We start from the raw sequence: 25,685 nt of genomic DNA, 5'->3' as shown, positions 1-25,685 counted from the left end.
GCGCCGGCTGCGCGCTGGGCCAGCATGCCGGCGTCGCGCTGGGCGGCGATCTGCGGGTCGAGCGTGCAGACGACCCGGCCCATGCCGATGGCCAGCTCGATATAGGTCCGCACGTGCGGCTCGCGTTCGGTCTGGTAGGTGTCGAGCAGGGCGTCGTCGGCTTCGCCGGCGAGCACCGCCTTGAGCTTCCAGGCGAGGTTGGCGGCGTCGCGCAGGCCCGAGCACATGCCTTGGCCGGCGAAGGGCGGCATCTGGTGGGCGGAGTCGCCGGCCAGCAGCACACGGCCGCTGCGCCATTGTTTGGCGACCAGCCCGTGGAAGCGGTAGACGGCCTTGCGGTCGATGGTGACGGGGCCGCAGTCCCACGGCGCGAGCAGGGACGCTATGAATTCGTCGTCGAGCATCTGCTCGGAAGTCTCGCCGGGCAGCAGCATGAATTCCCAGCGATGGCGTCCGGGCCCCATCAGCACGCAGGTGGTCGGACGAGCCGGGTCGCAGATCTGCAGATTGACCTCGGGGAGGCGGGCGCCCTCCAAAGCAATGGCGTCGATCACCAGCCAGGGCTCGTCGAAGCTATAGTCGTCCAGCTTGCCTCCAAGCGCCTCGCGCACCAGGCTGGAGGCGCCGTCGCACCCGACCAGATAGCGGGCGCGGACTTCCGAGGCGCCGTCCGGCCCCTCGATGACCGCGGTGACGCCATCAGCGTGCTGATCCAGGCGGACGAAGCGATGCGCCAGCCGCACCTGCGCCAACGGGCTCTGGTCGAGTTGGGCGCGCAGCGCCTTCTCGACGGCGGGCTGGTGGAACATGTAGCCAGCCGCCCAACCGCAGGGGGCGAGCTGCGGCAGGTCCATGCGCACCAGCAACTGGCCGTCGGCGGCGCGGAACTCATAGGCCGGGGCGGGGCGGGCGTGACGGCCGACCTCCTCGGCGATCCCAACCTGCTGGAAGAGGCGCATGATCTCGTGATCGAAGTGCGCGGCGCGCGGCAGGGGATAGACCGCGACATCCTTTTCGATGGCGATGCTGGTGACGCCGGCGCGGGCCAGCAGCACGCCCAGCATGGCGCCGACCGGTCCGAGCCCGACGATCAGGATATCGCAGTCATAGCCGTCCTCACCCACGGTGGGGCTCCGGCGCGCAGGGGTTTTCGATGGCGCCGAGGCTGTCGATCTCGATGCGGACGATGTAGCCGGCCTTGAGGAAGTGCATCGGCTTCATGGCCGCGCCGATGCCGCCGGGCGTGCCGGTGAAGATCAGGTCGCCCGGCTCCAGGGTCATGGCCTGGGACAGGTGCTCGATCTGGTCCCAGACATTGAAGACCAGGTGGCGGGTATTGGAGTTCTGCCGGGTCTCGCCGTTCACCTGGCAGCGTATGCCGAGGGCGTGCGGATCGGGAACCTCGTCGGCGGTGGTGATCCAGGGGCCGAACGGCGCGTGGGTGTCGAACGACTTGCCGATCACCCATTGCGGGGTCCGGTGCTGCCAGGCGCGCTCGGTGGCGTCGTTGCCGACGCAGTAGCCGAAGATGACGCCGGCCGCGTCGGCCTTGGAGACGTGGCGCCCGCCCGCGCCGATCACCGCGACCATCTCGGCCTCGTAGTCCAGGGCCTGGGAGACCTTGGGCACGTCGATCGGATCGTAGGGGCCGTTGGCGGCGGTCGGAGCCTTGGAGAACCAGACCTGATGCTCAGGCGTGCCCAGGTTGCTCTCGGCGATGTGGTCGGCGTAGTTCAGGCCGATGGCCATGATCTTGCCGGGGCGGCGGATCGGGGCCAGCAGCCGGACCTGATCCAGTGGCAGGGCGCCGTCGGCGGCCTTCATGATGGCGCGGACTTGGTTCTCGACCTGCGGCCAGGCGGCGATCAGGCCGATCATCTCGGCGGGCAGGCCGGGGGCTGCGCGGTTCAGTGGAACGATCGTGTCGCCGACGACGGCGCCGAGTTCGGGCGCCTGGCCGGCCTGAAAGGTGGCGAGCTTCATGGATCGGGTCTCCGGATGTGGCTTCAGGCCATGGTCGGCGGGGCGGACGGACCCCACTGCACGCCCATCAGGTCGGTGATGCTGGCGACGTTGGAGCCGTCGTCGGCGGTGAACAGGTCGCCGTCGGTCCAGTGCTCCAGGGTGTGGCCCCAGGGGTCGCGCCAGTAGTCGAACACCTGGCTGCCGAGGATGTGGCGGCCGACGCCCCATTCGGCGTGGCGGCCGGCGTCCTTCAGCTTCTGGTGGCCGGCCATCAGGTCGTCGAAGTCGGCGACCTCGAAGGCGGCGTGGTTGAAGCCGGGACCTTTGGGGCTCTGCACGAGGAACAGGGTGTGGTGGTCGGTTGGGGTGGCGCCGCGGTCGCAGCGCATGAAGGCGCCGAGCGAGAACTCCGGGGTCAGGGCGATCTCGTCGGAGGTGATGAAGCCGAAGCGCTCCTTGTACCAGCGCTCCGAGACGCGGAAGTCGGCGACGTTCAGCACGCAGTGGCCGAGGCGCACGACGTGGGCCGGGCCGCCGGCCACGCGCTTGGTCTGGCGCAGGCGATCACGGTTGGCCTGAGTGTTCCACGGTTCGCGGGCGGGCAAGGGCGCGGGATCGGCGGCGGCCTGGCCGGCGACCACCTCGACGCGGCGGCCGTCGGGATCGGAGAGGGTGACGACGTGGCCGCCGCCGGGGGCGTCGAGCGGTGCGACCCGCACGCCCTCGGCCTTGGCTAGGGTCTCGAGGTCGGCCAGCGAGGCGGCGCGGAGGCCAAGGCCTGTAAAGCCCGGCTCGCCCAGCTCGGTCACGTGCAGGAAGGGGCTGGGACCGGCTCCGCGGGCGAACAGCCGTTCGCCGTCCTGGGCGACGCTCAGGCCGAAATCCTCAAGGAAGCTGCGCATCTGGGCGAGGTCCGGAGCCTGGAAGCGGACGAAGCCGATGTCCTCGATCTTGATCGTGCTCATGACACGCTCTCATAAATGACCAATTAGTCAATCATCTGCGCGAGCCTGGGGTCGCGCAAGCGTAAAAATGGTCTTGCCAGGGCGAACCCATCGCTTCCTAAATGACGATACGGTCAAATATCATCGGATGGGGAAAAGATGGGCGCTCCCGCCTGCGGCTGCGGCCGCATCGATGTCCACGCGCACTTCCTGCCGGACTTCTATTGCGAGGCGCTGGGCAAGGCGGGCCTGGCCACCGTCGACGGCGGCATGCCGATCCCGGCCTGGAGCGCGGCCGCCGCGCTGGAGATGATGGACCGCCAGGAGATCGCCACGGCGATGGTGTCGCTGTCCTCGCCCTCGAACCACTTCCTGCCGCAGGCGGGGCGCGGGCTGCTGTGTCGGCAGGTCAACGAGGCGGGGGCGGCACTGGTGCGCGAGCATCCGGGGCGGTTCGGCTATTTCGCCAGCCTGCCGATGCCGGATGTCGAGGCGGCGCTGGCCGAGATCGCCTACGCCTTCGAGCGGCTGGGGGTCGATGGGGTGATCCTGGAGACCAACAGCGACGGGGAGTATCTGGGTTCGCCGCGGTTCGCGCCGATCTTCGCCGAGCTGAACCGCCGCGGGGCCACGGTGTTCCTGCATCCGACCAGCCCGGCCTGCTTCGAGCAGGTGGGGCTCGGCCGGCCGGCGCCGTTGCTGGAGTTCCCGCTCGATACGACCCGCAGCGTCGTCGATCTGATCTATTCGCGGCGGCTGCAGGAGAACCCGGACCTGAAGGTGATCGTGCCGCATGGCGGGGCGGCGCTGCCGGCGCTGGTGGCGCGGATCGCGGCCTTCGCCAACCTGCCGTTCATCAACCCGCGGCCGCTGGGCGAGGCGGAGGTCTTCGAGACTCTGGAGAGGCTCTATTACGACGTGGCGCTGAGCGGTCATCCGATCGCGCTGAACGGCCTGCGGGCCATCGCGCCGATCGGGCAGATCCTGTTCGGCAGCGACTGGCCGTTCACGCCCGAGCCGGGCGTGGCGCGCAACATCCGCCAACTGGAGGCGCTGAGCGAGAGCGATGCGCGGGCCATCGCCCGCGAGAACGCATTGCGTGTGTTTCCGCGACTGGCGGAGATGGCCCGCTAGCGTGACGTGGGGGCGCCCTGGACAGCGGCTTCGCGCCGGGGCGTACTTGCCGAAAAGAACAGAACGTCAGGGCGGAGCGTACCGTGCAGACCTACGATCTGATCATCATTGGCGGCGGCATCGGCGGTTCGGCGCTGGCGACCGTCATGGCCCAGGCGGGGCGTTCGGTGCTGCTGCTCGAGCAGACCGAAGTCTATGAGGACAAGGTCCGCGGCGAATGGATCGCGCCGTGGGGCGTGACCGAGGTCCAGCGCCTGGGGCTCTACGACCTGCTGGTCGGCGCCGGCGGCCATCACATCACCCGGCACGTGACCTATGACGAGTCGCTCGACCCGGCGGCGGCCGAGGCCAATACGCTGCCGCTGAACTTCTTCAAGGAGGGCGTGCCCGGGCCGCTGTGCCTGCGCCACCCGCTGCACTGCCAGACCCTATTCGACGCGGCCAAGGCGGCCGGCGCCAGCGGGCTGCGCGGGGTGCGGGTCGCATCGGTGTCCGTGGCCGATCGGCAGGTGACCTACGAGGTTGACGGACAGCTGCACGAGGCGGCGGGGCGGCTGCTGGTCGGGGCCGACGGCCGCGCCTCGCAGGTGCGCGAGGCGGCCGGGATCGCGCTGCACCAGGACAAGCCGCACCACTGGTTCGGCGGGCTGCTGGTCAAGGACGTGGTCGGCTGGGATCCGGAGCTGCAGGCGATCGGCACCGAGGGCGACTTCGGCTTCCTGGCGTTTCCGCAGGGCGGCGGCATGGTGCGGGTCTATGGCGGCTACGCGCTCGACCAGCAGCAGCGGTTCCGCGGCGAGGGCGGGGCGCGGCGGTTCCTGGACGCCTTCGAGATGAGCTGCAGCCCGGCCAATCGGAGCCTGACCAGCGGGCAGCCGGCCGGGCCGCTGTTCAGCTATGTCAACGCCGACAGCTGGACGGACGAGCCCTACGGCAAGGGCGTGGTGCTGGTCGGCGACGCGGCCGGCTGGAACGACCCGATCATCGGGCTGGGGCTGTCGATCACCTATCGCGACGTGCGGATCGTCAGCGAGCTGCTGAAGTCGACCGACGACTGGGAGAGCCTGAGCTTTGCGCCCTACGGCGAGGAGCGGGCCGAGCGGATGCGGCGCCTGCGCTTTGCGGCCAAGCTGCAGTCGGCGCTGGACATGGAGTTCGGCGAGGCCGCGCGCGAGCGCCGCCGCCGGCACTTCGAGCGGGCCGCCGGCGATCCGACCCTGCGGCTGCACAGCTTGGCGGTGATGGCCGGGCCGGAAGCCGCGCCGGCCGAGATCTTCACCGACGCGCACCGCGCTCGCGTGCTGGAGGACTGAGCGTGAGCGACATCGAAGACTTCAACGCCCGCTGGCTGAAGGCCTGGACCGACAAGGACGTCGAGCGGCTGTGCGGCTTCTACAGTGAAGACACGGTCTACAAGGACCCGCAGACGGCCGGGGGCCTGAGCGGCCAGGCGGCGCTGCGCGGCTACCTGACCGGCCTGTTCGCCGCGACGCCGGCGATGACCTACACGCCCGACGAGGTGTGGCCGATCCCGGGCGGGTTCTGCGGGCGCTGGTACTGCGACATCGAAGGGGCGGGGCGGATGCGCGGTTTCGACCTGGTGATCCTCAAGGACGGCAAGATCGCCCTGAACGAAGTCTACGTGCACCAGCTCCCGGCATGAGCGTTCCGGATATCCGCGAGCCGGGCGAGATCGATGCGGCGTGGCTGTCGAAGGTGCTGGCGGCGGGCGGCGTCGACGCCGTGGTCGAGAGCTTCGAAGCCCAGCCTGTCGGCACCGGCCAGATCGGCGACAGCGTGCGGTTTCGGCTGAGCTATGCGCGCCGCGGCGAGGACGCGCCGGACGCCATCGTGGGCAAGTTCCCGGCCGCAGGAGCGGAGAGCCGAGCCACGGGGATCATGCTCGGCAACTACCTGCGCGAGGTGCGTTTCTACCAGCAGCTGGCGCCGGGGGCGCTGGTGCAGACGCCGCGCTGCTACTTCACCGACGTGGACGAGGCGACCAGCAACTTCGTGCTGATGATGGAGGACCTCGCGCCGGCGGTGCAGGGCGACCAGTTGCGCGGTGTGAGCCTGGAGCAGGCGCGGCTGGTGGTCGAACAGGCAGCCAAGCTGCACGCCTCGCACTGGGGCGACGACGGCCTGGACGAGCTGCCGTGGGTCTCCGGGTCCAAGGCCGCGCCGGCCGGGGCCGCGAACGAAGAGATGGTCTCCGCGCTCTGGGCGGGCTTCAAGTTCCGCTACGGGGATCGGCTGAAGCCCGAGTGGACCGAAGTCGGCGACTGGCTGGCGCCGCGCTTCCAGCAGTTCGGCGATCCGGCGGGCGGGCCGCGCTGCCTGACCCACAACGACTTTCGGCCGGACAACATGATGTTCGGCACGCCGGCCGGCGGCTATCCGGTGGCGGTGCTGGACTGGCAATCGTTCGCCTATGGCAGCGGCCCTACGGACCTGGCCTACTTCCTGGCCGGGGCGCTGGCGCCGGAGGTGCGGCGGGCGGAGGAGCCGGCGTTGCTGGCGCTCTATCTCGACACGCTGAAGGCCCACGGGGTTCAGGGCTTCGGGATGGACGAGCTGAAGCCGCTCTATGGCCGCGGCGCCTACCTGCTGTTCGCGACCGCCTTCTTCGCGGCGATGGTCGTGACCCAGACCGAGCGCGGCGACGAGATGTTCCTGCAGATGCTGGGCAGCGCGGCCGAGCACATGCGCGACCACGGCGTGGTGGGATAGTCAGACCGGCACGGTGATGTGCTTGCCGCCGAACACCGCCTGCCAGTTCTCGATCTCGCTGACCACGATGTCGTCGGCCACGTGGGCCAGCTCGGAGACGCGGGCGTAGTCGATGGCGCCGTCGGGGGCGGTGAGCAGCAGTTGGATGCGCGCGGCGACGGCGTCGAGTTTCTCGGCGGTGACTTCCGAAATGGCCGAGAAGCGTTCGAAGTCGCCGAAGTAGCGGATGCCGGCGATGGCCGCGCCGAAGGTGGGCAGCAGGACGCCGAGGAAGGTGAACATCTGCGACAGGCGGGCGGCGATCTCCTTGTCGATCAGGTGCAGGGCGCCGCCAGCCTTCAGGACCAGGTATCCGGTGACCGACAGGACGGCGAGGGTGAACAGCACCTCGGACAGTCGGTCGAGATGATGGTGGGCGCGGGCCAGCCGGGCGGCCTTGCCGCGGTGATAGTCGCGCTGGGTCACCACGTGATCGAGCAGCAGGCTCTTCAGCGCTCCGCGCAGATAGGCGGCTGTCATCTTCAGTCGCGGCAAGCCGACGTCACGCAGGCCATGGCGGGCGTACCATTCGGGCCATGACGTCCGCGAACCGCGCGGCCAACGGCCGGTCGGGCGAGCGACGCCGAGCAACAGCAGGATCGGCGCATGGCGGAAGTACTCGGCGACCCGGCGGGTCTCGAACCAGCGCGCATGCCAGCGCCGCCGCTGGCCCACGAAGGTGATGCCGAGAATGGCCATCAGCAGCGCCAGCTCCAGCACAGCGAACATCCACTTCTCGTGGCTGCTGGCGAACGGCAGGTAGGCGACCCCGCCGACGATGGCGAGGGCCGAGAACAGGAAGCTCAGGATCATCCCGCCGCGGTAGTTGTCCGAGAGCCGCGAGGAGATGCCGTCCGCCCAGGCGAAGCGGCGCAGGACCTCATTGCTTATGCGCGCGACGAAACCGGGTTCCTGGCCGGGCAGGGCCTGGGCCGCGCGTAGCTGGTCGGCGGCGCTGCCGGCGGAGATGGCGTCGGGCGGCTCGTAGGTCTGGGTCAGGTTGCGGAAGCAGCCCTTCAGATCGTCGGCCCCGAACACCGCCTCGATCCGGCGATAGGCGTGCCACGGGGCGCTGCTGCGCGGCCGCCAGCGTTCGGCGTCCAAGGCCTTGAGGCCATCGACCGAGTTGCGGTGCGGGTCAGGCTGGTGACCCGGGGTCGGCCGCAGGGCGCCCTGGACGAGGGCGGCCAGCGCCTCGTCTCGATCGTCTTCGGCGGCTCCGGCCATGATCACCGCCAGCGATTCCGGCGCGCGCAGGATGCGCCAGCGTTCCGGCGCGCGGGCATCGATCCAGACCACCGGCGCGCCCATCTCCAGGGCCAGGGCGATGGTGTGGCCCGCGCCGCCGACAAAGCTGGCGCCGGCCCCATCCCAGACGGCGACGATCAGGTCTGATTGCTCGATCATCACCTGCGCGGCGAGCGCCACCCGCTCCGAGGCCAGGAAGGTATAGGCCTGGGCCGCGGCGACGTCGGCGGGCCGCTCCAAGCGAGCGAAATAGAGGGCGGCGATGTCCTCGTCGCGATCGGCCAGCTCGAACACCCGGGCCCTGGTTTCGAGTTCGGCGATCGCCGCGGCGCGCACCGCGGTGGCCTTGCCGCAGCTGCCGGCGCCAGTCAGCAGGAAACGCGCCTCATGGGCGTTCTCGGGGTGGGCGTTGATGGCCAGGTTCAGGGCGCGGCCAAAGGGCAAGGGCGCGACAAGCTCCCAGCCGCGGCCCAAGGCTTCGATAGCGGCCATCTGGTCGAGGCCGTCCACCAACATGGAATGCAGCCGGGTCGGTCCGAGCGAGCCGGGCCCCAGCAGCGGCGGTTCGGCCGCGACGGCGGCGTCGAGGGCGTCGAATACCCGCTTGAGGGTGGCCTCGATGGTGACGAGGTTGGCGGCGAAGGCGGCGTTCCACTGGCGATGGCCGGTGACGCCGATCGACAGGCGAACCTGCGGCGGGGGCGGCGCGATGGTCCTGTAGGCCTGGTCCTGCAATGCGGCGGCGGGGGCTAGCTGGTCTTGCTCAGCGCCGACGCCCGCCAGACCTCGGCGCCCAGGTTCTGCTGGAAGTCGAAATCCATCCATATGCCCTGACCCACTTCCTGCCAGTCCGACGAGATGCCGAGCTCATCCTGATAGGGATGGCTGTCGTAGGTGATGATGCGCAGTTCGTAGTCGTCGTTGGTGAGGCCGGAACCGCGCAACTTGTTCACCTTGGCGACGGCTTCGACCACGGCCTGGTAGCAGGCGGTGGTGGGGACGGCCGCGTCCGGGAACTGCTTGAGGAAGGCCATGGTCATGTCGCCGGCGCCCATGGCCGCCTGCAGGCGCCCGGCGATCGAGGTGAAGCCGCCAGTCAGCCGCTCGAGAGTCTTCTCGGCCAGGGCCTCCAGGCTCCCCAGCACATCGCCCTTGCGCGGCGGCGTCCTGGCGGCCGGCCGGACCTCGAACATCGGCGCCCAGCGCGCCGGGCTGCTGGCGCTGAACGGACTGACCACCCAGCCGTCGGCGTTGAAGGTCCGGGCGGCGGCGCGGTCGGGGTTCTGCGGGCTGAAGTCGAAGCGGCCGAGCTGCTTGGGGAAGCCCCAGACCTCGCGTCCGCTGACCAGGGCGGGCCCGGAGTCCACGAACAGGTAGGCCGGGATCCAGCGCAGTGAGAACAGGCCGTCATCCTCGCGCTGGGCCAGGATCCAGATCGTGATGTCGATCTCGCTGGTATAGCCCTTGTCCTCGCCGTGGATGGTGTAGAGCTTGCCGATCTCGGCGACGCCCAGGAACACCCTGTCGCCCAGGGCCCGGTAGCGGACCGCGCCGCCCGAGGGCGTGGCGAAGGTCTTGTCGAGCCAGGCCTGGAGCTTGGTCTCGTCGGCCTTCACGCAAAACATGTGCATGACCACGTCGCACAGCTGCACGGAGTCCAGGGCGTCGTAGAGGTTGCCGTTGACGACATAGGGGGGCAGCGCGGTCATTCGGGGCGGTCCTTCATGTCGCGAGGGTCATGGGACGTAGGGCGGCAGGACGCCGGCGATCGCCTGGGCGCAGCGCGCGCCGCTCCGAGCCGCGCTTTCCGCACAGCCGGAGTTCAGGCCGTTGAGGGTCCAGTCGCCAGCGAGGAAAAGGTTGTCCAAGCCCGACTGGTTGGCGTCCATCCGGGTGTAGACGCTGTTCTTCGGCGACTGGACGTAGAGATCGGACGGATTGCAGTTGGCGCGGATGTACTGGCGGGTCAGTACGTCGCCGGGCGCGCCCGGCTCGGGGTCGTAGATCAGTAGCGGGTCGAGCCCGTAGGGACTGGCCGCCGATGTGGCTCGCGGCCAGTAGATCCGGCTGTCGGCCGCCAGCCACTTCACCGCCAGGTCGTAGGCCTTCTGGTTGGCGGGGGCGCCGTTCTCCGGTCCTGGCAACTGGCCGCAGAAGTAGGCGACCGAGCGGGGGCGGATTGCGCCGTTCCAGATCTCTCGCGAGAGCAGATGCGACATGTCCGACCAGGCGCTGTAGGGCTGGTCAGACCCGGCGAGGGTGCGATCGGACCCCTTGCACCCGAGGTCGTCCATGGTGCGGGTCAGCCAGATCTGCATCGCGCAGGTGCGCGTCAGGGTCAGGGCGCCGAACATCGGGCCCCAGTTGGACTTGGGCAGTCGGGCCGGGAAGCTGGCGCAGACCTGCTTGAGCCCGCCGACCGAAATCCCGATCACGACCTTGTCGAAGTCGGTCCCCAGCTTGAGTTGTTTCGGAGTGTCGCCGGCGCCGGGCGCATCCTTGTTGTCGGCTTCAAAGTCGCGGCCGCGCAGGGCCTCGCCGCCCTCCAGTTGGTCCCAGAGCGGCTCAGCGGGCCAGCCTTCGAGGGGCAGGTCTTCCGGCCAGCCCGGGATGGGGACCTCGATCAGCGGCGCGTATTCCTGCTGCGGGTTCTTCAGCTGGGCCTGTTCGACATAGTCGATGGAGGCGATCTGCGCCGCCTGGGGGTCGATGTTGAGCGCCGTGATGCGGCTGAAGAACGCGAACTTCACGCCGCGCTTGCGCAGGGCCAGATAGATCGGGGCGATGACCACGTCGCCCATGGCGCCGCGCATCTTCCAGAAGAAGTGGCCCTTGTAGGAGATCATCAGCATGCCCGAGCGCAGGGCCGTGCCGGCGGCGAAGCTGCGCAGGCTGGTGTCACCGCCGCCGCCGAAGCCGAACACGTAGTCGTACATGGTGGCGACAGGCGCCCAGTTCAGCAGCTCGTCGGCGCGGGCTTCAGGATCTCCCCAGACCGGAAACTTCCTGCCGACCGTGACCGCGTTCTTGTGAAGCCACTCGCTCCACTCGTAGGTGTCGATGGCGTCGTAGCCCTTCTCCATGACGTCGTCGGCGGCGACGCCGTAGATGATGGTCTGGACCAGAAAGGCCGAGAGCAGGAAGCGCTCAGTCGCCACCGTGGCGTTGGAATCCGCGCGGACGGCGCGCATGTGCTCGTCCAGCAGGTGGACCAACTGGTGCAGCCCGAACTCGGCGGCCATCACCTCCAGCTCGTCCCGGGTCTTGCGGATGAAGGCGCCCAGCAGATGGGCCGCATCGCCGAGCAAGACCGACCAGCCGTGGCTGGAGGGGGGTGGGGGCGAGGGCTTGCTGACAGTCTTGGCCGGCGAGATGTGGATGAGCATGCCGACCATCCGCTGGATCATCACGATCAGCGGGGCCGACGTGAGGTCCTCGCCCGGGACATCGTCGTTGGGCGGCAGGTCCATGTACCACATCAGGTCGGGGCGCTTCGGGTCGGAGCGATCCACCAGGGTGATGTTGTCTTCGGGCGTGAACGAGTCCCAGACGCCCTGGTTGGGATGATGGTCGGGGCGGTCAAGCTCGTCATAGGCCCGCCGCAGCAGGTCGAAGGCCTGATCGTAGAACCCGGCGAAGATGTGCAGACCATGCTCATAGATGCGGGCGCCGTAGCCTGGCCGCATGTCGTGGCCGCTGGCGCACTTGCCGCCTAGGCGCCAGCCCTGCTGGTAGAGCGTGATCTCGTACTTGTCCGACCAGCCGGGCTGTTCAGTCAGGTAGAACGCAGCCGAAAGCGCGCCGACGCCGCCGCCCAGTACTGCAATTCTCTGCTTGTTGTTCGGTGTCACTTGTCCATCCGGGAAAGCTGATGACGACCGTACTGTCACTCAGGCCCAGATGGTTCCGTGGAAAGTTCGCCGACGGATGACGCAGGGCTTAATCGAATACCGGGCTAGAAAGCGCCAGTTAAATAGCGACACCTTTTCAGCGACATGACAAGGCTAATGGCTATTCATTGCGCTCGAGCTTCAGCGCTGACTACGATGAACCGGCGGGCCGAAAACGAAATCGGCTCAGCGCATGGGTGTCAGTCACTTCAGGTTGTGGGCGGTGCGAATACGTCTTGTGACGCTCACATCGTGGCTTTGCGACGCCGTTTCAGTACTCCATTGTTGGGTGAGGCACGGAGCGCCATGCCAGACATCTTCCTGTCCTATAACCGCGAAGATCAGGGGACGGCCCGTTGGTTCGCCGAGGCGTTCGTCACCGAGGGCTTCGACGTCTGGTGGGATGTCACCCTGCGGCCGGGCGAGGCCTATGACGAGGTCACCGAGAACGCCCTTAGGACGGCCCGGGCCGTGGTCGTGCTGTGGTCGCAGAAGTCGGTAGTTTCACGATGGGTGCGGGCCGAGGCCACCCTGGCCGACCGCAACAAGACCCTGATCCCGGTGATGATCGAGCCCTGCGAGCGGCCGATCATGTTCGAACTGACCCAGACGGCAGATCTCGCCCACTGGAAAGGCGCCGCCGACGACGCGATCTGGCGTAGCCTTGTCGCCGAGGTGCGGCGGTTCGTCGAGAAGGAGGCGCGGCCCGCGCGAGCTGAGCGCGACCCGGTTCCCACGCCGGAGCCCGTCGTCGCAAAGCGCGGCAAGCGCGGCGGGGCGCCTTCGCTGGCGGTGCTGCCGTTCACCAACCGCTCGGGCCTGCAGGAAGACGACGTGTTCGCGTTCGGGATGGTCGAGGACATCATCGACGCCATGTCGCAAGGCGTGGACGTGGGGGTGATCGCCAGTTCGGTCACCGCGCGCTTTCGCAATGGCGCGGTCCCGGACCTGGAAGCCATGGCCCGGCAGCTGGGCGTCCGCTACGTGCTGGAAGGCAATATTCGGCGGGTCGGGCGGGACCTGCGAGTCACCACCCAGCTGGTCGACGCCTCGAGCGGCAACATCCTCTGGACGCAGAAGTTCGACCGGCCGCTGGATGAGCTGGCGAACCTGCAGGAAGAGCTGGTTCTCGAGGTCGCGGCCAATCTGCGCACACAGGCTCACCGGCTGGAGATCGAGCGCGCGCTCCGCAAGCCGGGCGACCTGACCGCCTGGGAGGCGGTGATGCGGTCGATCGCGGCCTATCGCAAGATGACCGGCCCGGCGCTGATGGCGGCGATCGCGGAGGCGCAGAACGCCGTCGAGATCGCCCCGGACTATGGGCTGGCGGTGGCGCTGCTGGCCCAGTCGCAGGCCATCCTCTACAATCAGGCGATCCCCGACAACGAGGCCGAGGCGCAGCGCATCCGCGGGCTGGCCGAGCAGGCCATTGCGCTGGAGCCCGACGACCCGGTGGTGATGTCCACCGCCTCGGGCGCGCTGTCGGCGATCGGGTTTCCGGAGGAGGGATTGGCGGCGGGCCAGCGCGCGGTCGCCCTCAACCCTAACAACGAGTTCGGCTATTTCGCCTGCGGCATGGCTGCGGTGCTGCTCAACCGAGCCGAAGAGTCGATCGCCTATTTCGAGCGGGAACTGCAGTTGGCGCCCGCCAATCCGACGATCTGGATCTCGTACGGATGGCGCGCCTGCGCCCACATTCGGGCCGGGCGCTGGGACGAGGCGTCGGACGCCTACGACGCGGCCCTGGCGCTGACGCCGGACAACGCCGGCCCCAATATCGGCAAGGCGGTCTGCTGCGGCCAACTCGGGCGCCTGGAGGAGGCGGCGTCCTATTTGGCGCGGGCGCGCCGGCTGGAGCCGGATACGCCGCTGGCGATGTGGGAGCTGCGGTTCGGCCGCGCCCACGCGGGCGGGAGCTCGCAGGAGGCGTTCCTTAGCCAGCTGCGAGCTCTGTGGGACGGGTCGGCCTAGCCGCCGGAGATTACGCCGCAGGCGATGCGCGCGCCGGCGCCGCCGATCGGCTGGGTAGCGTGGTCGTCGGCGTTGGCGTGGATGACCAGGGCCGAGCCGTCCTTGTCGGTCAGGTCCTGGCGACCATCGACGCCGCCCAGCGAGACGAAGGTCGAGAAGATCTCGGCGTTGGCCGCGCCGTCGGCGGCGACGAAGATGTTGGGCAGATCGCCGGCCTCGTTGGCCGCCGGATTGAGCAGGCCGTGCACCGCGGTGGGGCCGCCATGGACGTGCGGGCCGGCCGACGTGAAGTCCGACTTCGAACAATCGCCCTTTTCATGGAAGTGCAAACCGTGCCAGCCGGTCGGGGCGCCCTTCAGTTCCACGCGCATCAGCACGCCCTTGGGCGCATTGGTCAGGGTCGCCGAACCGATTACCGCGCCGGCGGAATTCTTCAGTTCGATCCGTTGGTTGGCAGGGGCGTCCGCGGCGATCGCCGAGTTGGCGAAAAGGGTGGCGGCGAGCGCGACGACGGCATATCTCATGAGTTCCAGCACCTGGGTTCGGATCATTTCGAAAGTTTGGCCTGAAGGCCGGCGGGTGGTAACAACTGAACCTAGCTTTGTGTCCGATTCCAATACGGCTAAATCCTCCCTTTGAACGACGAAACCCACACCCCGCCGGACGATGATCGGCGTGGGGGCATTGCCCCTATCGCCATCGAAGACGAGCTGAAGCGCTCGTATCTCGATTACGCCATGAGCGTGATCGTCAGCCGCGCCCTGCCGGACGCGCGCGACGGCCTCAAGCCCGTGCACCGTCGCATCCTGTTCTCTATGAACGAGCAGGGCCACACGCCCGACCGTTCGTATGTGAAGTCGGCCCGCGTGGTCGGGGACGTGATGGGTAAGTATCACCCGCACGGCGACGCCTCGATCTACTTTACTATGGTGAGGATGGCGCAGCCGTTCTCCATGGGGCTGCTGCTGATCGACGGCCAGGGCAACTTCGGCTCGGTGGACAACGATCCGCCGGCGGCCATGCGCTATACCGAAAGCCGCATGAGCAAGGCCGCCATGATGGTGGTGGCCGACCTCGACAAGGACACCGTCGACTTCAAGGAGAACTACGACGGCACCGAGCAGGAGCCGGTGGTTCTGCCGTCGCGGATCCCCAACCTGTTGGTCAACGGCGCCGGCGGCATCGCCGTCGGCATGGCCACCAACATCCCGCCGCACAATCTGGGCGAAGTGGTCGACGCCTGTCTGGCCTATGTGGACAATCCGGAGATCGGGCTCGACGCCCTGCTGGACATCGTGCCGGGCCCTGACTTCCCGACCGGCGGCGAGATCATCGGCCGCTCGGGCGCGCGCAATGCGCTGATGACCGGGCGCGGCTCGGTGATCATGCGCGGCAAGGCCGAGATCCAGGAGCTTCGCAAGGATCGCGAAGCCATCATCATCAACTCGATCCCATACCAGGTGAACAAGGCCGCGATGGTCGAGCGCATCGCCGAGCTGGTGCGCGAGAAGAAGATCGAGGGCATCGCCGACCTGCGCGACGAGAGCGACCGCGACGGCATGCGCGTGGTCATCGAGATGAAGCGCGACGCCTCGCCCGACGTCGTCCTGAACCAGCTCTATCGCTATACGCCGCTGCAATCGTCGTTCGCCGTCAACATGCTGGCGCTCGACCGCGGCCGCCCGCGCGAGATGAACCTGCGCGACCTGATCGTGGCGTTCGTGGACTTCCGCGAGGAAGTCGTCGTCCGCCGGGTGAAGTTCGAGCTGTCCAAGGCCCGCGACCGCGGCCACGTCTTGGTCGGCCTGGCCATCGCCGTCGCCAACATCGACGAGTTCATCCACATCATCCGGTCCTCGAAGGACCCGGCCGAGGCGCGCGAGCGACTGGTGGCCAAGGACTGGCCGGCCAGCGACATGCTGCCGCTGGTCGAGCTGATCGCCGACCCGCGCACCCTGGTGATCGACAAGGCGCTGATCCGGCTGTCGGAAGAGCAGGCCCGGGCGATCCTGGCCCTGACCCTGTCGCGCCTGACCGGCCTGGGCCGCGACGAGATCTTCGGCGAGGCCCGCGAGCTGGCCGACACCATCCAGGGCCACCTGACTATCCTGTCGTCGCGCGACAACGTCATGGCCATCGTCCGCGAGGAACTGGTCGCCGTGCGCACCGCCTTCGCCGTGCCCCGCCGCACCGAGATCGTCGATGGCGACGCCGACGTCGAGGACGAGGACCTGATCGCCCGCGAGGACATGGTCATCACCGTGACCCACGGCGGCTATGTGAAGCGTACGCCGCTGGCGACCTACCGCACCCAGCATCGGGGGGGGAAGGGCCGCTCGGGCATGTCGACCAAGGACGAGGATGCGGTCACCCGCGTGTTCTCGGCCAACACCCACACGCCGATGCTGTTCTTCTCGTCGGGCGGCAAGGTCTACCAGCTGAAGGTCTGGCGCCTGCCGGTCGGCACCCCGACCTCGCGCGGCAAGGCGTTCGTCAACCTGCTGCCGATCGAGCCGGGCGAGAGCATCACCTCGATCCTGCCGGTGCCGGAAGACGAGGCCGCCTGGGCCCAGTCCGACGTCATGTTCGCCACCAAGTCGGGCGGCGTGCGCCGGAACAAGCTATCGGACTTCCAGGGCATCAAGCGCAACGGCAAGATCGCCATGAAGCTCGACGAGGGCGACTCGATCATCGGGGTCGGCCTCTGCAACGCCCAGCAGAACGACATCCTGCTGACCACCGCGCTGGGCCGCTGCATCCGCTTTGCGACCGAAGAGGTGCGCGTGTTCGCCGGCCGTGACTCCACCGGGGTCCGCGGCATCCGCCTGGCGGACGGCGACAGCGTGATTTCGATGGCCATCCTGCGCTCGGTCGAGGCCTCGCCCGCCGAACGCACCGCCTACGTCAAGCAGGCCAACGCCCTGCGCCGGGCCACCGGCGAAGAGGTCGAGGACGCGCCGGCGCCGGACGAGGAAGAGGCCGAAGGCGGGGATCTGACCCTCAGCCCCGACCGCTACGTCGAACTGGGCGCGGCCGAGGAGATCATCCTCACCGTCTCCACCGAAGGCTTCGGCAAGCGGACCTCGGCCTATGAGTTCCGCCGCACCGGCCGCGGCGGCCAGGGCCTGCTGGCCCAGGACCTGACCAAGAAGGGCGGCAAGCTCGCCGCCTCCTTCCCGGTCGAGGAGGACGACGAGATCCTGCTCGTCACCGATCAGGGCCAGCTGATCCGCACGCCGGTGAAGCAGGTGCGCATGGTCGGCCGCAACACCTCGGGCGTGACCATCTTCCGGACCGGCAAGGACGAGCACGTGGTCTCGGTCGAGCGGCTGGAAGGCCAGGGCGGCGGCGACGACGACCAGGACGAGGTCGAAGAGGGCGCGGCGGAATAGTTTCCGCCGCGCACGGTCGCAAGCGGGGCCGGCGCCGCTCAGCGCGTCGGCAATCGGCGCGCGCTCCCGGCGCTCTCAGCAAGGTCTAGGGTAACGACCCGATAGCCGCCGTCGACGCGCTTCAGCATGCTGGCCGGGTGCAAGTACGACTGTGACGGTGGCGGTTTCAGGCGGTCAGATTGGTCGTCGTGACTCACCATCAGCGACAGTTGCGTTCCCATTCACCGTCAGCACGCCGGAGACCAGGGAATGGACGCCGATGACGTGATCGACGACGAAGCGTTGCGCGAGGCGCTGCGCGACACGCCGAAGGGGGCCTTCGCACTGGCGGGCCTGACGGTCGCCCTGCTGATGATTGCGTGGGTGGCGATGTATGTCTTCGTCTTCCTCCCTCGCGGCTCGGTTGGCTAGATGTCCGGCGTAACCGAACAGGAGATCGCTCAGTCGGAATTGCGTTGGGGCCTGATCACGCTGGGCGTGGTTTCGGTCATCATGCTGGCGATCATCTTCGCCGGCGTCGCGATGCATATAAATCCGCCGAGCAACGTCGAGCGTCTAAGCCCACAGGGCCTCCACCTGTCCGCCGAGTTCACCGAAGCCAATCTCGGCTCCAGGGTTGAGCGAAACGGCCAGATCACGGCGCGCATTGTCGCCACCCAGTTCGCCTTTGTACCGCGCTGCGTGGTGCTGCCGGCCGACACGCCGGTGACCCTTCGGTTCTCCAGCCCAGACGTCATCCACGGCATCCTAGTGTCCGGGACGAACGTGAACACCATGGTGGTGCCCGGATATGTCGCCCAGGTCCACACCACGTTCCGCAAGACCGGCGACCTCCTGATGCCCTGCCATGAATATTGCGGACTCGGTCATAGCGAGATGCTCGCCACGGTCAGGGTTGTCCCCAAGGCCGAGTTCCGGCCAGGGCCGGACGGGAGGGTGGCCTGTGCCCGTTAATCGACGCCTGATCCTGGCGCATTTCTGGCTGGCCTTCGTGACCTTCCTCGCCGCCTGTGTGCTGGGCGTCTGGCAGATGTGGGTGCGCAGTCCGCTTGCGGCCCCGCAGAATATCCCTGAGCGCTACTATCAGGCGGTCACGGCCCACGGCGTTTCCATGGCCTACGTGCTCACGACCTTCTTCATCATGGGGTTCGGCTACTACGTCGCCGAAACGGCGCTGAAGCGTGAGCTGCCGGCGAAGGGATGGGCCTGGGCGGCGTTCTGCATGGGCGTCGTTGGGGTCGTCATGACCGTGCTGTCGATCGGGGCCGGCCAAGCCTCGGTTCTCTACACTTTCTACCCGCCGCTGCTCGCAACAATCTGGTTCTATGTCGGCTTGGTCCTGGTGGTCGCCGGGTCATGGATTTGGAGCGGACTGATGCTCTTCGCCATGGGCCAGTTCAAGCGGGCCCATCCGGGCGTTCCGGTCCCGCTGGCCATGTACGCGACCGTCGCCAATGCGGTGATGTGGCTGTGGACCACGGTCGGCGTCTCGGCTGAGATCGTCTTCCAGATCATCCCGGCGACGTTGGGCTGGACGCAGACGATCGACGTGGGCCTGTCGCGCACCCTTTTCTCGTGGACCCTGCACGCCATCGTCTATTTCTGGCTGATCCCGGCCTACGTCGCCTTCTACACCATGGCCCCACGGGCCGCGGGCGGCAGGCTCTACAGCGATTTGATGGGGCGGCTGACCTTCGTCCTCTTCCTGCTCTACAGCCTGCCGGTCGGCATGCATCACCTCTTCATGGACCCGGAGCATTCCACCGGATTCAAGTTCATCCAGATGTCCCTGACAGCGCTGGTGTCGGTGCCGACGCTTCTGACCGTCTTCACTATCGGCGCCTCCATGGAGTTGGCCGGCCGACTACGCGGCGGCAAGGGATTGTTCGGCTGGATCAAGGCGCTGCCTTGGGAACGGCCGATGGTGCTGGCGACCGGGCTGGCGTTCTTCATGCTGTGGTTTGGCGGCGGCGGCGGCCTGATCAACATGAGCTATGGCATGAACGCCATGGTGCACAACACGTCCTGGGTGACCGCCCACTTCCACCTCATCTTCGGCGGCACCGTGGTGATCATGTACTTCGCGATCATCTATGAGATCTGGCCAAGCCTGACCCTTCGCGAGTTCCGCTCGGCGTTCCTCCAGCGCCTGCAGCTTTGGCTGTGGACCATAGGGATGATGGTCATGACAATTCCCTGGCACTTCCTCGGTCTTCAGGGGCAGTGGCGGCGTGTCGCCACGTTCGACTACACCGATCCGAACGTCGCGCCCTGGGGGCCGTGGGTCGTCGTGTCCTTGGCAGGCGGCGTCATGCTTCTGGTGAGCGCCGGCCTGTTCGTTTGGAACCTCATCCCGACCCGCGCGACGGAGCGGCATGACGCTCCGCGCGGCTACACCTATGCCCTGGCGGCTCATCCTCCCCATCGGGTGCCTGCCGTGCTGAACGGGTTCCTGCTGTGGAACATCCTCGTCGCTGTCCTGATGGCAGCCGCCTACGGCTACCCGATCCTCCAGTTCTTCACCAACGCATCCCCGGGCGCGATGGTGCATCCGCTGTCGGGGGGCTGAGATGTCCGACGAGCAAAAGGAAGACCGTCGCTGGTTTCTAGCCGCTGGCGGCGTCGTGGCTGGAGTCCTGGCGTTCTCAGTGATCGTCGGTCTGGTCATCCTGCCTGTCGCTCAGGCGCCCAACGCCAACATCGACGCGTGGACAGCCATCTGTCGAGCGGTCGGCCTCAGCCCAGGGACGCCAGCTCAGCCGCAGCCCACCAGCAATGCGAAGGCGGCGCCGGTCTCACAGGTTAAATGGACGCCGGAAACGCTGGCGATCCTGGCCCGAGCCGACGCGCGGCCGGGCGCATCGCTGGCTGCGGCCAACTGCGCCAATTGCCACGGAGAGGACGGCCTGACCGTCAGCGCCGATTTCCCGAAGCTCGCCGGACAGTCGCCTGAGGCCATCTACAAGCAGCTCTCCGACTATAGGTCCGGTGCGCGCATCCATCCTGATATGACCCGCGTGGCCAGGGAACTCAGCGAACCTCAATTGGCCGAGGTCGCCGCATACTACGGCAATCAACTGGCCGGCTCCGCCTTGGGCGAAGCCACCATTCGCGCCGAAGGCAGCGTGTCGGACTTGATCCATCGCGGCGATCCAGCCCGTCAGATACCGCCTTGCGAGAGCTGCCATGCGCGCGGGGTGGGAGGGCCGCCCGAAGCGCCCGTCCTCTCGGGGCAGAACTCCGAGTACATTGAGCGCCAGCTGCACGCCTACAAGACTGGGCAGCGCCGCAACGACGTCTACCGCCGCATGCGAGACATTTCAGAGCGCCTGACAGACGCCGAGATCGCCCAGGTCGCCCGGGCCTATCAGGGCGGCTACTGAGGTCGCTTCGGGTGCATACGCGGAGCCGGGTCAGGCGGCGGCCCGTCACCGGGACGACGTCGCAAGAGGGTCGGACGTGGCGTCCACTTCTCGGCCGTAACCCCAGCTCCGGCGCAGGGCTGGCTGCGCCGGCTCGAACTGACCGCTAGTCGGCGATCTGGATGAGCATCTTGCCGAGGTTCTCGCCCTTGAAGAGGCCGATCAGGCCCTCGGGCGCGCGTTCGAAGCCCTGAAGGACGGTTTCCTCGTACTTGATCTGGCCGGACTTCACCCACCCGGTCATGTCGCGGAGGAAGTCGGCGTTCAAATGGCCGAAATCGCCGGCGACGAAGCCTTCCATGCGGATGCGGCCATAGATCAACGAGAAGAGGTTGTGCACGCCTTCGCCGCCGCCGTTGTACATCGAGATCATGCCGCAGACCGGAATCCGGCCGCGAACATTCATGCGGGGCAGGGCGGCGTCGAGATGCGATCCGCCGACATTCTCGAAATAGACGTCGATGCCCTTGGGCGTGACCGCAGCCAGGGCCTCGGCGATGGGCGCGGCCTTGTAGTTGATGACGGCGTCGAGCTTCAGCTCATCGCGCAGCCAGGCCGCCTTCTCCTCCGAGCCGGTGGAGCCGACCACGTAGCATCCCTTGATCTTGGCGATCTGCGCGGCCACCGAACCGACCGCGCCGGCCGCCGTCGAAATGAAGACCTGCTCGCCGTCCTTCAGGGCGCCGATGTCGAGCAGGCCGCCATAGGCCGTGATGCCGGTGCCGCCGAGGGCATGAAGGTAGACGCTGAGCGACAGCTCCGGGTCGGGGGTCAGGACGGCGAGGCCCCTGCCATCGGAGATGAAGCGCTTGCGGAAGCCCGCGCCGTGCCGAACCAGGGCGCCCTCCGGAAACTTCGGATTGCGCGATTGCACCACCCGTCCGATGCCGCCCCCGAGCAGCGGCGCGTTGAGCGGCTGATCGGCGTCGAGCCGCGGGCGCATGTAGGGATCGACCGACATCCAGAGGGCTTCGACCAGCACCTGCCCCTCATCCGCCTCAGCCAGCGGAGCCTGAACCAGAGCGAAGTCGGCTGGCGTCGGAATGCCATTCGGACGGCGGACCAGGTGGATTTCGTCGGTCAGGGGCATGCGAATCCTCGGGCGCTATGGAATTGCGATTGGGCACCGGTACATCATGCTGACGTGCGAGGGGACGCCTAAAAGGATTGGGCGGGCTTGGGTCCGCCACGGTGGGTCAGGGGCCGACCACGGGCCGCCGGCGAGCGGACCGTGGCGCTTTTGCGCCGCGGGAGTAGTCTGAAGACGCTCGGATGGAGATTTGCAGCATGGCGAAGCTCGTCTTCGGAATGAACCAGTCCTTGGACGGCTATGTTGACCACATGGGGTTTTCGCCGGGTCCGGCGCTCTTTCGTCACTTCATCGAGCAAGCGCGTGAACAGACGGGCAGCGTGTATGGCCGGCGTCTCTACGAAATCATGCGGTACTGGGACGAAGACGATCCTACGTGGGACGCCCCGGAACGCGACTTCGCCGCGGCGTGGCGGCGCCAACCGAAGTGGGTCGTGTCGCGCTCGCTAAAGTCGGTCGGTCCCAACGCCACGCTCGTCGGGGATGACGTCGAGGCGGTGATACGCGGTCTGAAGGCTGATCTCACCGGCGAGATCAAGGTCGGCGGACCCGATCTGGCGCGAAGCCTGGGCGAGCTTGGCCTTATTGATGAGTATCGAATCTACCTCCATCCCGTCGTGCTTGGCGCCGGCAAGCCGTACTTCGCCGGGCCCCGGCCGCCGCTTCGGCTGGTGGCCAACGAACTGCTCGGCGAGGACGTGATCAGGTTGACGTACGCGCCGGTCTGAACGGCCTCCCGCGCTGGCCTAGACGGTGATCCAGCCGCTGGTCAGGCTGGAGAGCTGCCCGTCGAGACGCGCCTCAGTCGTGAATCGCAGCCCGCTTCGCGTCCGCCCGCGCGGAAGCACGGGTTTTTGGGGCGGCGCGTCCCCATCAATGCATAGGGTGAATTCAGGCTGGCGAGGCGTCGCCCAGAAGGGGCGGGGTGGCATGGTCGCGCGTACCGGGGTAACTCCCATGCATGGCAAAAACCAAGCAAAGCCCTGAGTTTGAGATCGAGGTCGGTGGGGAGCCCTATGCCTGGCGGCTTCACCGTCGGCCGCAGTGGTCCAGCGACGCTGCGGAGCGGCGCGGCATGGCGATCGCCGTGCGTCACCGGGAGGGGAAGCGCGAAGCCGTGCTGGAGTTCCCGCCGGGCCCGGAGCGCAAGTTCGGCGCCCCGCAACTGCAGCCCTCGCAAATTGCGCCGGAACTCGTGGCGAAAGCCATTGCATCGGCCATCGCGGCGGGCTGGGAGCCGCTATCTCGAGGCAAGACCGTCGCCATCGTCGTGGACGAAACCGGCGGCTGACGGGGCGAGCCGCGCGCGGGCACAACTTCGGGTTTATCAATCGGTTGGGTGCAAGATTTTGACTTGCTTTCGTAGCCGGCGCCGGTGAAATCCTGCTGCGCCGCAACAGGGGGAGACGTCGAATGACGCGTGTGGGGCTCTATCCCGGGACATTCGACCCGATCCACAACGGCCACACTGATATCATCGGCCGGGCCGTCAAGCTGGTCGACAAGTTGGTGATCGGCGTGGCGATCAACGCCGGCAAGGGGCCCCTGTTCGAGCTCGAAGAGCGCGTCGCCATCCTGCGTGAAGCCACCGCCCACCTGAGCGACCGGGCCGAGATCATCGTCCAGCCGTTCCAGGGCCTGCTGATGCACTATGCGCGCGAAGTCGGCGCCCAGGTGATCGTCCGCGGCCTGCGCGCCGTGGCCGACTTCGAATACGAATTCCAGATGACCGCCATGAACCAGCAGCTCGACCGCGAGGTGGAGACAGTGTTCCTGATGGCCGATCCCCGCCACCAGGCGATTTCCTCCAAGCTGGTCAAGGAAATCGCGATCCTCGGCGGCGACATCAGCAAGTTCGTCAGCCCGACCGTCAAGGACGCCTTGATGGCCAAGGTCAGCCGCTAACCGACAGGCTAGCGAAGCGGCCGCGCCCGCTATACGAGTGACCCCATGATCCGAAACTCTCTCCTCGCCGCCGCCGTCCTGGCGATCGCGGCGCCGAACGCCGCCCTGGCCCAGAAGAAACCCGCCGCCCTGGCGGCGCCGGCAGTCGCCGCACCCGGCGCGCCTGCGGCCGCTGACTGGCGCACGCCCAATCCAGACGACGTGCTGGTGATCGACACCAACAAGGGCCGCATCATCGTCGAGTTGCTGCCCGAAGTGGCGCCCGCCCACGTGCAGCGGATGAAGGAACTGACGCGCGCCGGCCTCTACAACGGCCGCAGCTTCTTCCGGGTGATCGACAACTTCATGGCCCAGACCGGCGACCCGGAAGACAAGGGCACCGGCGGCAGCGACAAGCCGGACTTGACGCAGGAATTCATCTTCCGCCTGGGCCCGGATGTGGGCTTCGTGCAGGCCGCCGACCAGACGGTCAGCCAGGTCGGCTTCATCAAGTCGCTGCCGGTGATGAGCCAGAGCCCGATGCTGATGGCGATGACCGCCGACGGCAAGATCTCGGCCTGGCCGCTCTATTGCCCGGGCGTGGCCGCCATGGCCCGCGGCGAGGGCGTCGACAGCGCCAACAGCCAGTTCTTCCTGATGCGCCATGCCTATCCGTCGCTGGAAAAGCGCTACACCGCCTGGGGCCGGGTGATCTCCGGGCTCGACGTGGTGCGCGCGATCAAGGTCGGCGAACCGGTGGCCGATCCGCAGGACAAGATGGACAAGGTGCGCGTCCTGGCCGATATCCCCGCGGCCGAGCGCCCCAAGGTGCGCGTGATCGATCCCAGCAGCGCCTGGTTCAAGGCGGAGATCGAAAGCGTTCGCACCCGGATGGGGGCCGATTTCACGGCATGCGAGATCAGAATCCCATCGGAGGTGAAGTGATGGACCCGGAAAACACCCTTATCCTGACCCTGGACACTGGTCCGGTGACGATCAAACTCCGGCCCGACCTGGCTCCCGGCCACGTCGAGCGCATCAAGGAGCTGGCGCGCGAAGGCTTCTATGACGGCGTGGTCTTCCACCGCGTCATCGACGGCTTCATGGCCCAGGGCGGCGACCCGACCGGCACCGGCACGTCCGGCTCGGACAAGCCGAACCTGAAGGCCGAGTTCTCGCGCGAACCGCATGTGCGCGGCGTCTGCTCGATGGCCCGCACCTCGGCCCCGCACTCGGCCAACAGCCAGTTCTTCATCTGCCTGGACGACGCCACCTTCCTCGACAACCAGTACACGGTGTGGGGCGAAGTGGTCGAAGGCATGGACGCCGTCGACGCCCTGCCCAAGGGCGAGCCGCCGCGCGCGCCTGGCAAGATCGTCACCGCCCGCGTCGCGTCTGACGCGGCGTGACGCCGAACCTGGAAGCGGCGTATGCGGAGCCGCATCGCCGCTACCATACGCGAGCCCATATCGAGCAGTGCCTGGCGCTGCTCGATCAGGTTCCCGACCTGACCGAAACCGAGCACCGGATCCTGACCTGCGCGATCTGGTGGCATGACGCGGTCTATGACCCCGCGGCCTCCGATAACGAGGCCAGGAGCGCGCAGATGGCCAAGGCCGACCTGCGCGAGTTCGACGACATCACCATCCACGCCCGCGACGAGGTCGCGCGCCTCATCCTGCTCACCGCCGGCCACACGGTGGAGGAGGGCGATCGGCTGGGCGAACTGCTGGTCTCCATCGACCTCGCCGTCCTCGGGGCTCCGGCCGAGCGCTATGACGACTACGCTGTCGCGGTGCGCGCCGAGTACGCCCACGTGCCGGACGAGGCCTGGCGCGTCGGACGCGCCCAAGTACTGCAACGCTTTCTCGACGCGCCGGTTATCTACCCCGATCCGGGCTTCCGCGACTGGTTGGAGGCCCAAGCCCGCGAGAACCTCGCCCGGGAGCTCGCGAGCCTGAGCTGAGGAGGCAAGC

24 protein-coding genes are annotated in these 25,685 nt (G+C 67.8%); 16 read left to right on the top strand and 8 right to left on the bottom strand.

The window, feature by feature from the left end:
* The 3 genes from mhpA to AC1DQJ_RS05630 form a co-directional block, all read right to left on the bottom strand.
* A partial coding sequence (gene mhpA, locus AC1DQJ_RS05640; protein ID WP_477601096.1) for a bifunctional 3-(3-hydroxy-phenyl)propionate/3-hydroxycinnamic acid hydroxylase MhpA occupies positions 1-1,124 on the bottom strand: 1,124 nt, incomplete at its 3' end.
* On the bottom strand, positions 1,117-1,983 hold the full coding sequence (locus AC1DQJ_RS05635) for a fumarylacetoacetate hydrolase family protein (protein WP_477601094.1): 867 nt from the start codon (positions 1,981-1,983) through the stop codon (positions 1,117-1,119). The genes AC1DQJ_RS05635 and mhpA, both read right to left, overlap by 8 nt.
* A gap of 23 nt (positions 1,984-2,006) precedes the next feature.
* Positions 2,007-2,930 carry a VOC family protein gene (locus AC1DQJ_RS05630; protein WP_477601092.1) on the bottom strand — a complete coding sequence of 308 codons (924 nt, stop codon included), beginning with the start codon at positions 2,928-2,930 and terminating at the stop codon, positions 2,007-2,009.
* A gap of 138 nt (positions 2,931-3,068) precedes the next feature.
* On the opposite strand from AC1DQJ_RS05630, the gene AC1DQJ_RS05625 reads away from it, so the two are divergent.
* The 4 genes from AC1DQJ_RS05625 (at position 3,069) to AC1DQJ_RS05610 (ending at position 6,773) form a co-directional block, all read left to right on the top strand.
* Positions 3,069-4,043, top strand: coding sequence for an amidohydrolase family protein (locus tag AC1DQJ_RS05625; protein WP_477601091.1), 975 nt, complete (start codon positions 3,069-3,071; stop codon positions 4,041-4,043).
* A gap of 83 nt (positions 4,044-4,126) precedes the next feature.
* On the top strand, positions 4,127-5,356 hold the full coding sequence (locus AC1DQJ_RS05620) for an FAD-dependent oxidoreductase (protein ID WP_477601089.1): 1,230 nt from the start codon (positions 4,127-4,129) through the stop codon (positions 5,354-5,356).
* Positions 5,357-5,358: 2 nt separating this feature from the next.
* Positions 5,359-5,706 carry a nuclear transport factor 2 family protein gene (locus AC1DQJ_RS05615; protein WP_477601087.1) on the top strand — a complete coding sequence of 116 codons (348 nt, stop codon included), beginning with the start codon at positions 5,359-5,361 and terminating at the stop codon, positions 5,704-5,706.
* Complete coding sequence (locus tag AC1DQJ_RS05610; RefSeq protein WP_477601085.1) at positions 5,703-6,773, top strand: phosphotransferase; 1,071 nt, start codon at positions 5,703-5,705, stop codon at positions 6,771-6,773. The genes AC1DQJ_RS05615 and AC1DQJ_RS05610 overlap by 4 nt, the downstream gene beginning before the upstream one ends.
* Here the strand turns inward: AC1DQJ_RS05610 and AC1DQJ_RS05605 are convergent, their stop codons facing one another.
* From AC1DQJ_RS05605 to AC1DQJ_RS05595, 3 genes are read right to left on the bottom strand one after another with little or no spacing between them, the layout of a single operon-like run.
* The gene (locus AC1DQJ_RS05605) at positions 6,774-8,795 is read right to left on the bottom strand and encodes a hypothetical protein (RefSeq protein WP_477601083.1); all 2,022 of its coding nucleotides are present in this window, start codon (positions 8,793-8,795) and stop codon (positions 6,774-6,776) included. It lies immediately after the preceding gene.
* A 14-nt stretch (positions 8,796-8,809) separates the two neighbouring features.
* Positions 8,810-9,769 carry an acetoacetate decarboxylase family protein gene (locus tag AC1DQJ_RS05600; protein ID WP_477601081.1) on the bottom strand — a complete coding sequence of 320 codons (960 nt, stop codon included), beginning with the start codon at positions 9,767-9,769 and terminating at the stop codon, positions 8,810-8,812.
* Between the two features lie 27 nt (positions 9,770-9,796).
* On the bottom strand, positions 9,797-11,911 hold the full coding sequence (locus tag AC1DQJ_RS05595) for an NAD(P)-binding protein (RefSeq protein ID WP_477601079.1): 2,115 nt from the start codon (positions 11,909-11,911) through the stop codon (positions 9,797-9,799).
* Between the two features lie 345 nt (positions 11,912-12,256).
* Here AC1DQJ_RS05595 and AC1DQJ_RS05590 point away from each other — a divergent pair, with 345 nt between their 5' ends.
* Positions 12,257-13,921, top strand: coding sequence for a TIR domain-containing protein (locus tag AC1DQJ_RS05590; RefSeq protein WP_477601077.1), 1,665 nt, complete (start codon positions 12,257-12,259; stop codon positions 13,919-13,921).
* Here the strand turns inward: AC1DQJ_RS05590 and AC1DQJ_RS05585 are convergent.
* On the bottom strand, positions 13,918-14,472 hold the full coding sequence (locus AC1DQJ_RS05585; protein WP_477601075.1) for a superoxide dismutase family protein: 555 nt from the start codon (positions 14,470-14,472) through the stop codon (positions 13,918-13,920). The genes AC1DQJ_RS05590 and AC1DQJ_RS05585 overlap by 4 nt on opposite strands.
* An 84-nt stretch (positions 14,473-14,556) precedes the next feature.
* On the opposite strand from AC1DQJ_RS05585, the gene gyrA reads away from it, so the two are divergent.
* From gyrA to AC1DQJ_RS05560, 5 genes are all read left to right on the top strand, one after another.
* Positions 14,557-17,313 (top strand): DNA gyrase subunit A, encoded by a 2,757-nt coding sequence (gene gyrA / locus AC1DQJ_RS05580; protein WP_477601074.1) that lies wholly within the window; start codon positions 14,557-14,559, stop codon positions 17,311-17,313.
* Between the two features lie 249 nt (positions 17,314-17,562).
* Positions 17,563-17,724: a hypothetical protein gene (locus AC1DQJ_RS05575; RefSeq protein ID WP_477601072.1), complete on the top strand. Its 162-nt coding sequence runs from the start codon at positions 17,563-17,565 to the stop codon at positions 17,722-17,724.
* Positions 17,725-18,267: a cupredoxin domain-containing protein gene (locus AC1DQJ_RS05570; RefSeq protein ID WP_477601070.1), complete on the top strand. Its 543-nt coding sequence runs from the start codon at positions 17,725-17,727 to the stop codon at positions 18,265-18,267. It abuts the gene before it with no gap.
* Positions 18,257-19,882 (top strand): cbb3-type cytochrome c oxidase subunit I, encoded by a 1,626-nt coding sequence (locus AC1DQJ_RS05565; protein ID WP_477601069.1) that lies wholly within the window; start codon positions 18,257-18,259, stop codon positions 19,880-19,882. Before AC1DQJ_RS05570 ends, AC1DQJ_RS05565 begins: the two co-directional genes overlap by 11 nt.
* Before the next feature lies 1 nt (position 19,883).
* Positions 19,884-20,696: a c-type cytochrome gene (locus AC1DQJ_RS05560; protein ID WP_477601067.1), complete on the top strand. Its 813-nt coding sequence runs from the start codon at positions 19,884-19,886 to the stop codon at positions 20,694-20,696.
* 145 nt (positions 20,697-20,841) lie between these two features.
* Here the strand turns inward: AC1DQJ_RS05560 and AC1DQJ_RS05555 are convergent, their stop codons facing one another.
* Complete coding sequence (locus tag AC1DQJ_RS05555) at positions 20,842-21,825, bottom strand: NADP-dependent oxidoreductase (protein ID WP_477601065.1); 984 nt, start codon at positions 21,823-21,825, stop codon at positions 20,842-20,844.
* Between the two features lie 197 nt (positions 21,826-22,022).
* On the opposite strand from AC1DQJ_RS05555, the gene AC1DQJ_RS05550 reads away from it, so the two are divergent.
* The 6 genes from AC1DQJ_RS05550 to AC1DQJ_RS05525 all read left to right on the top strand — a co-directional run bounded on the left by AC1DQJ_RS05550 (position 22,023) and on the right by AC1DQJ_RS05525 (position 25,675).
* A complete protein-coding gene (locus AC1DQJ_RS05550; RefSeq protein WP_477601063.1) occupies positions 22,023-22,553 on the top strand; it encodes a dihydrofolate reductase family protein in 531 nt (176 codons plus the stop codon).
* Positions 22,554-22,900: 347 nt separating this feature from the next.
* The gene (locus AC1DQJ_RS05545; protein ID WP_477601061.1) at positions 22,901-23,116 is read left to right on the top strand and encodes a hypothetical protein; all 216 of its coding nucleotides are present in this window, start codon (positions 22,901-22,903) and stop codon (positions 23,114-23,116) included.
* A 122-nt stretch (positions 23,117-23,238) separates the two neighbouring features.
* Complete coding sequence (coaD, locus tag AC1DQJ_RS05540; RefSeq protein ID WP_477601059.1) at positions 23,239-23,730, top strand: pantetheine-phosphate adenylyltransferase; 492 nt, start codon at positions 23,239-23,241, stop codon at positions 23,728-23,730.
* 45 nt (positions 23,731-23,775) lie between these two features.
* Complete coding sequence (locus AC1DQJ_RS05535) at positions 23,776-24,654, top strand: peptidylprolyl isomerase (RefSeq protein WP_477601058.1); 879 nt, start codon at positions 23,776-23,778, stop codon at positions 24,652-24,654.
* The gene (locus AC1DQJ_RS05530; protein ID WP_477601056.1) at positions 24,654-25,118 is read left to right on the top strand and encodes a peptidylprolyl isomerase; all 465 of its coding nucleotides are present in this window, start codon (positions 24,654-24,656) and stop codon (positions 25,116-25,118) included. The genes AC1DQJ_RS05535 and AC1DQJ_RS05530 overlap by 1 nt, the downstream gene beginning before the upstream one ends.
* Positions 25,115-25,675 (top strand): HD domain-containing protein, encoded by a 561-nt coding sequence (locus tag AC1DQJ_RS05525; RefSeq protein ID WP_477601054.1) that lies wholly within the window; start codon positions 25,115-25,117, stop codon positions 25,673-25,675. Before AC1DQJ_RS05530 ends, AC1DQJ_RS05525 begins: the two co-directional genes overlap by 4 nt.
* Positions 25,676-25,685: the final 10 nt, after the last annotated feature.

The sequence above is a fragment of the Phenylobacterium sp. P4_E10 genome (assembly GCF_056401675.1).
This window is presented reverse-complemented; position numbering and strand designations above follow the sequence as displayed.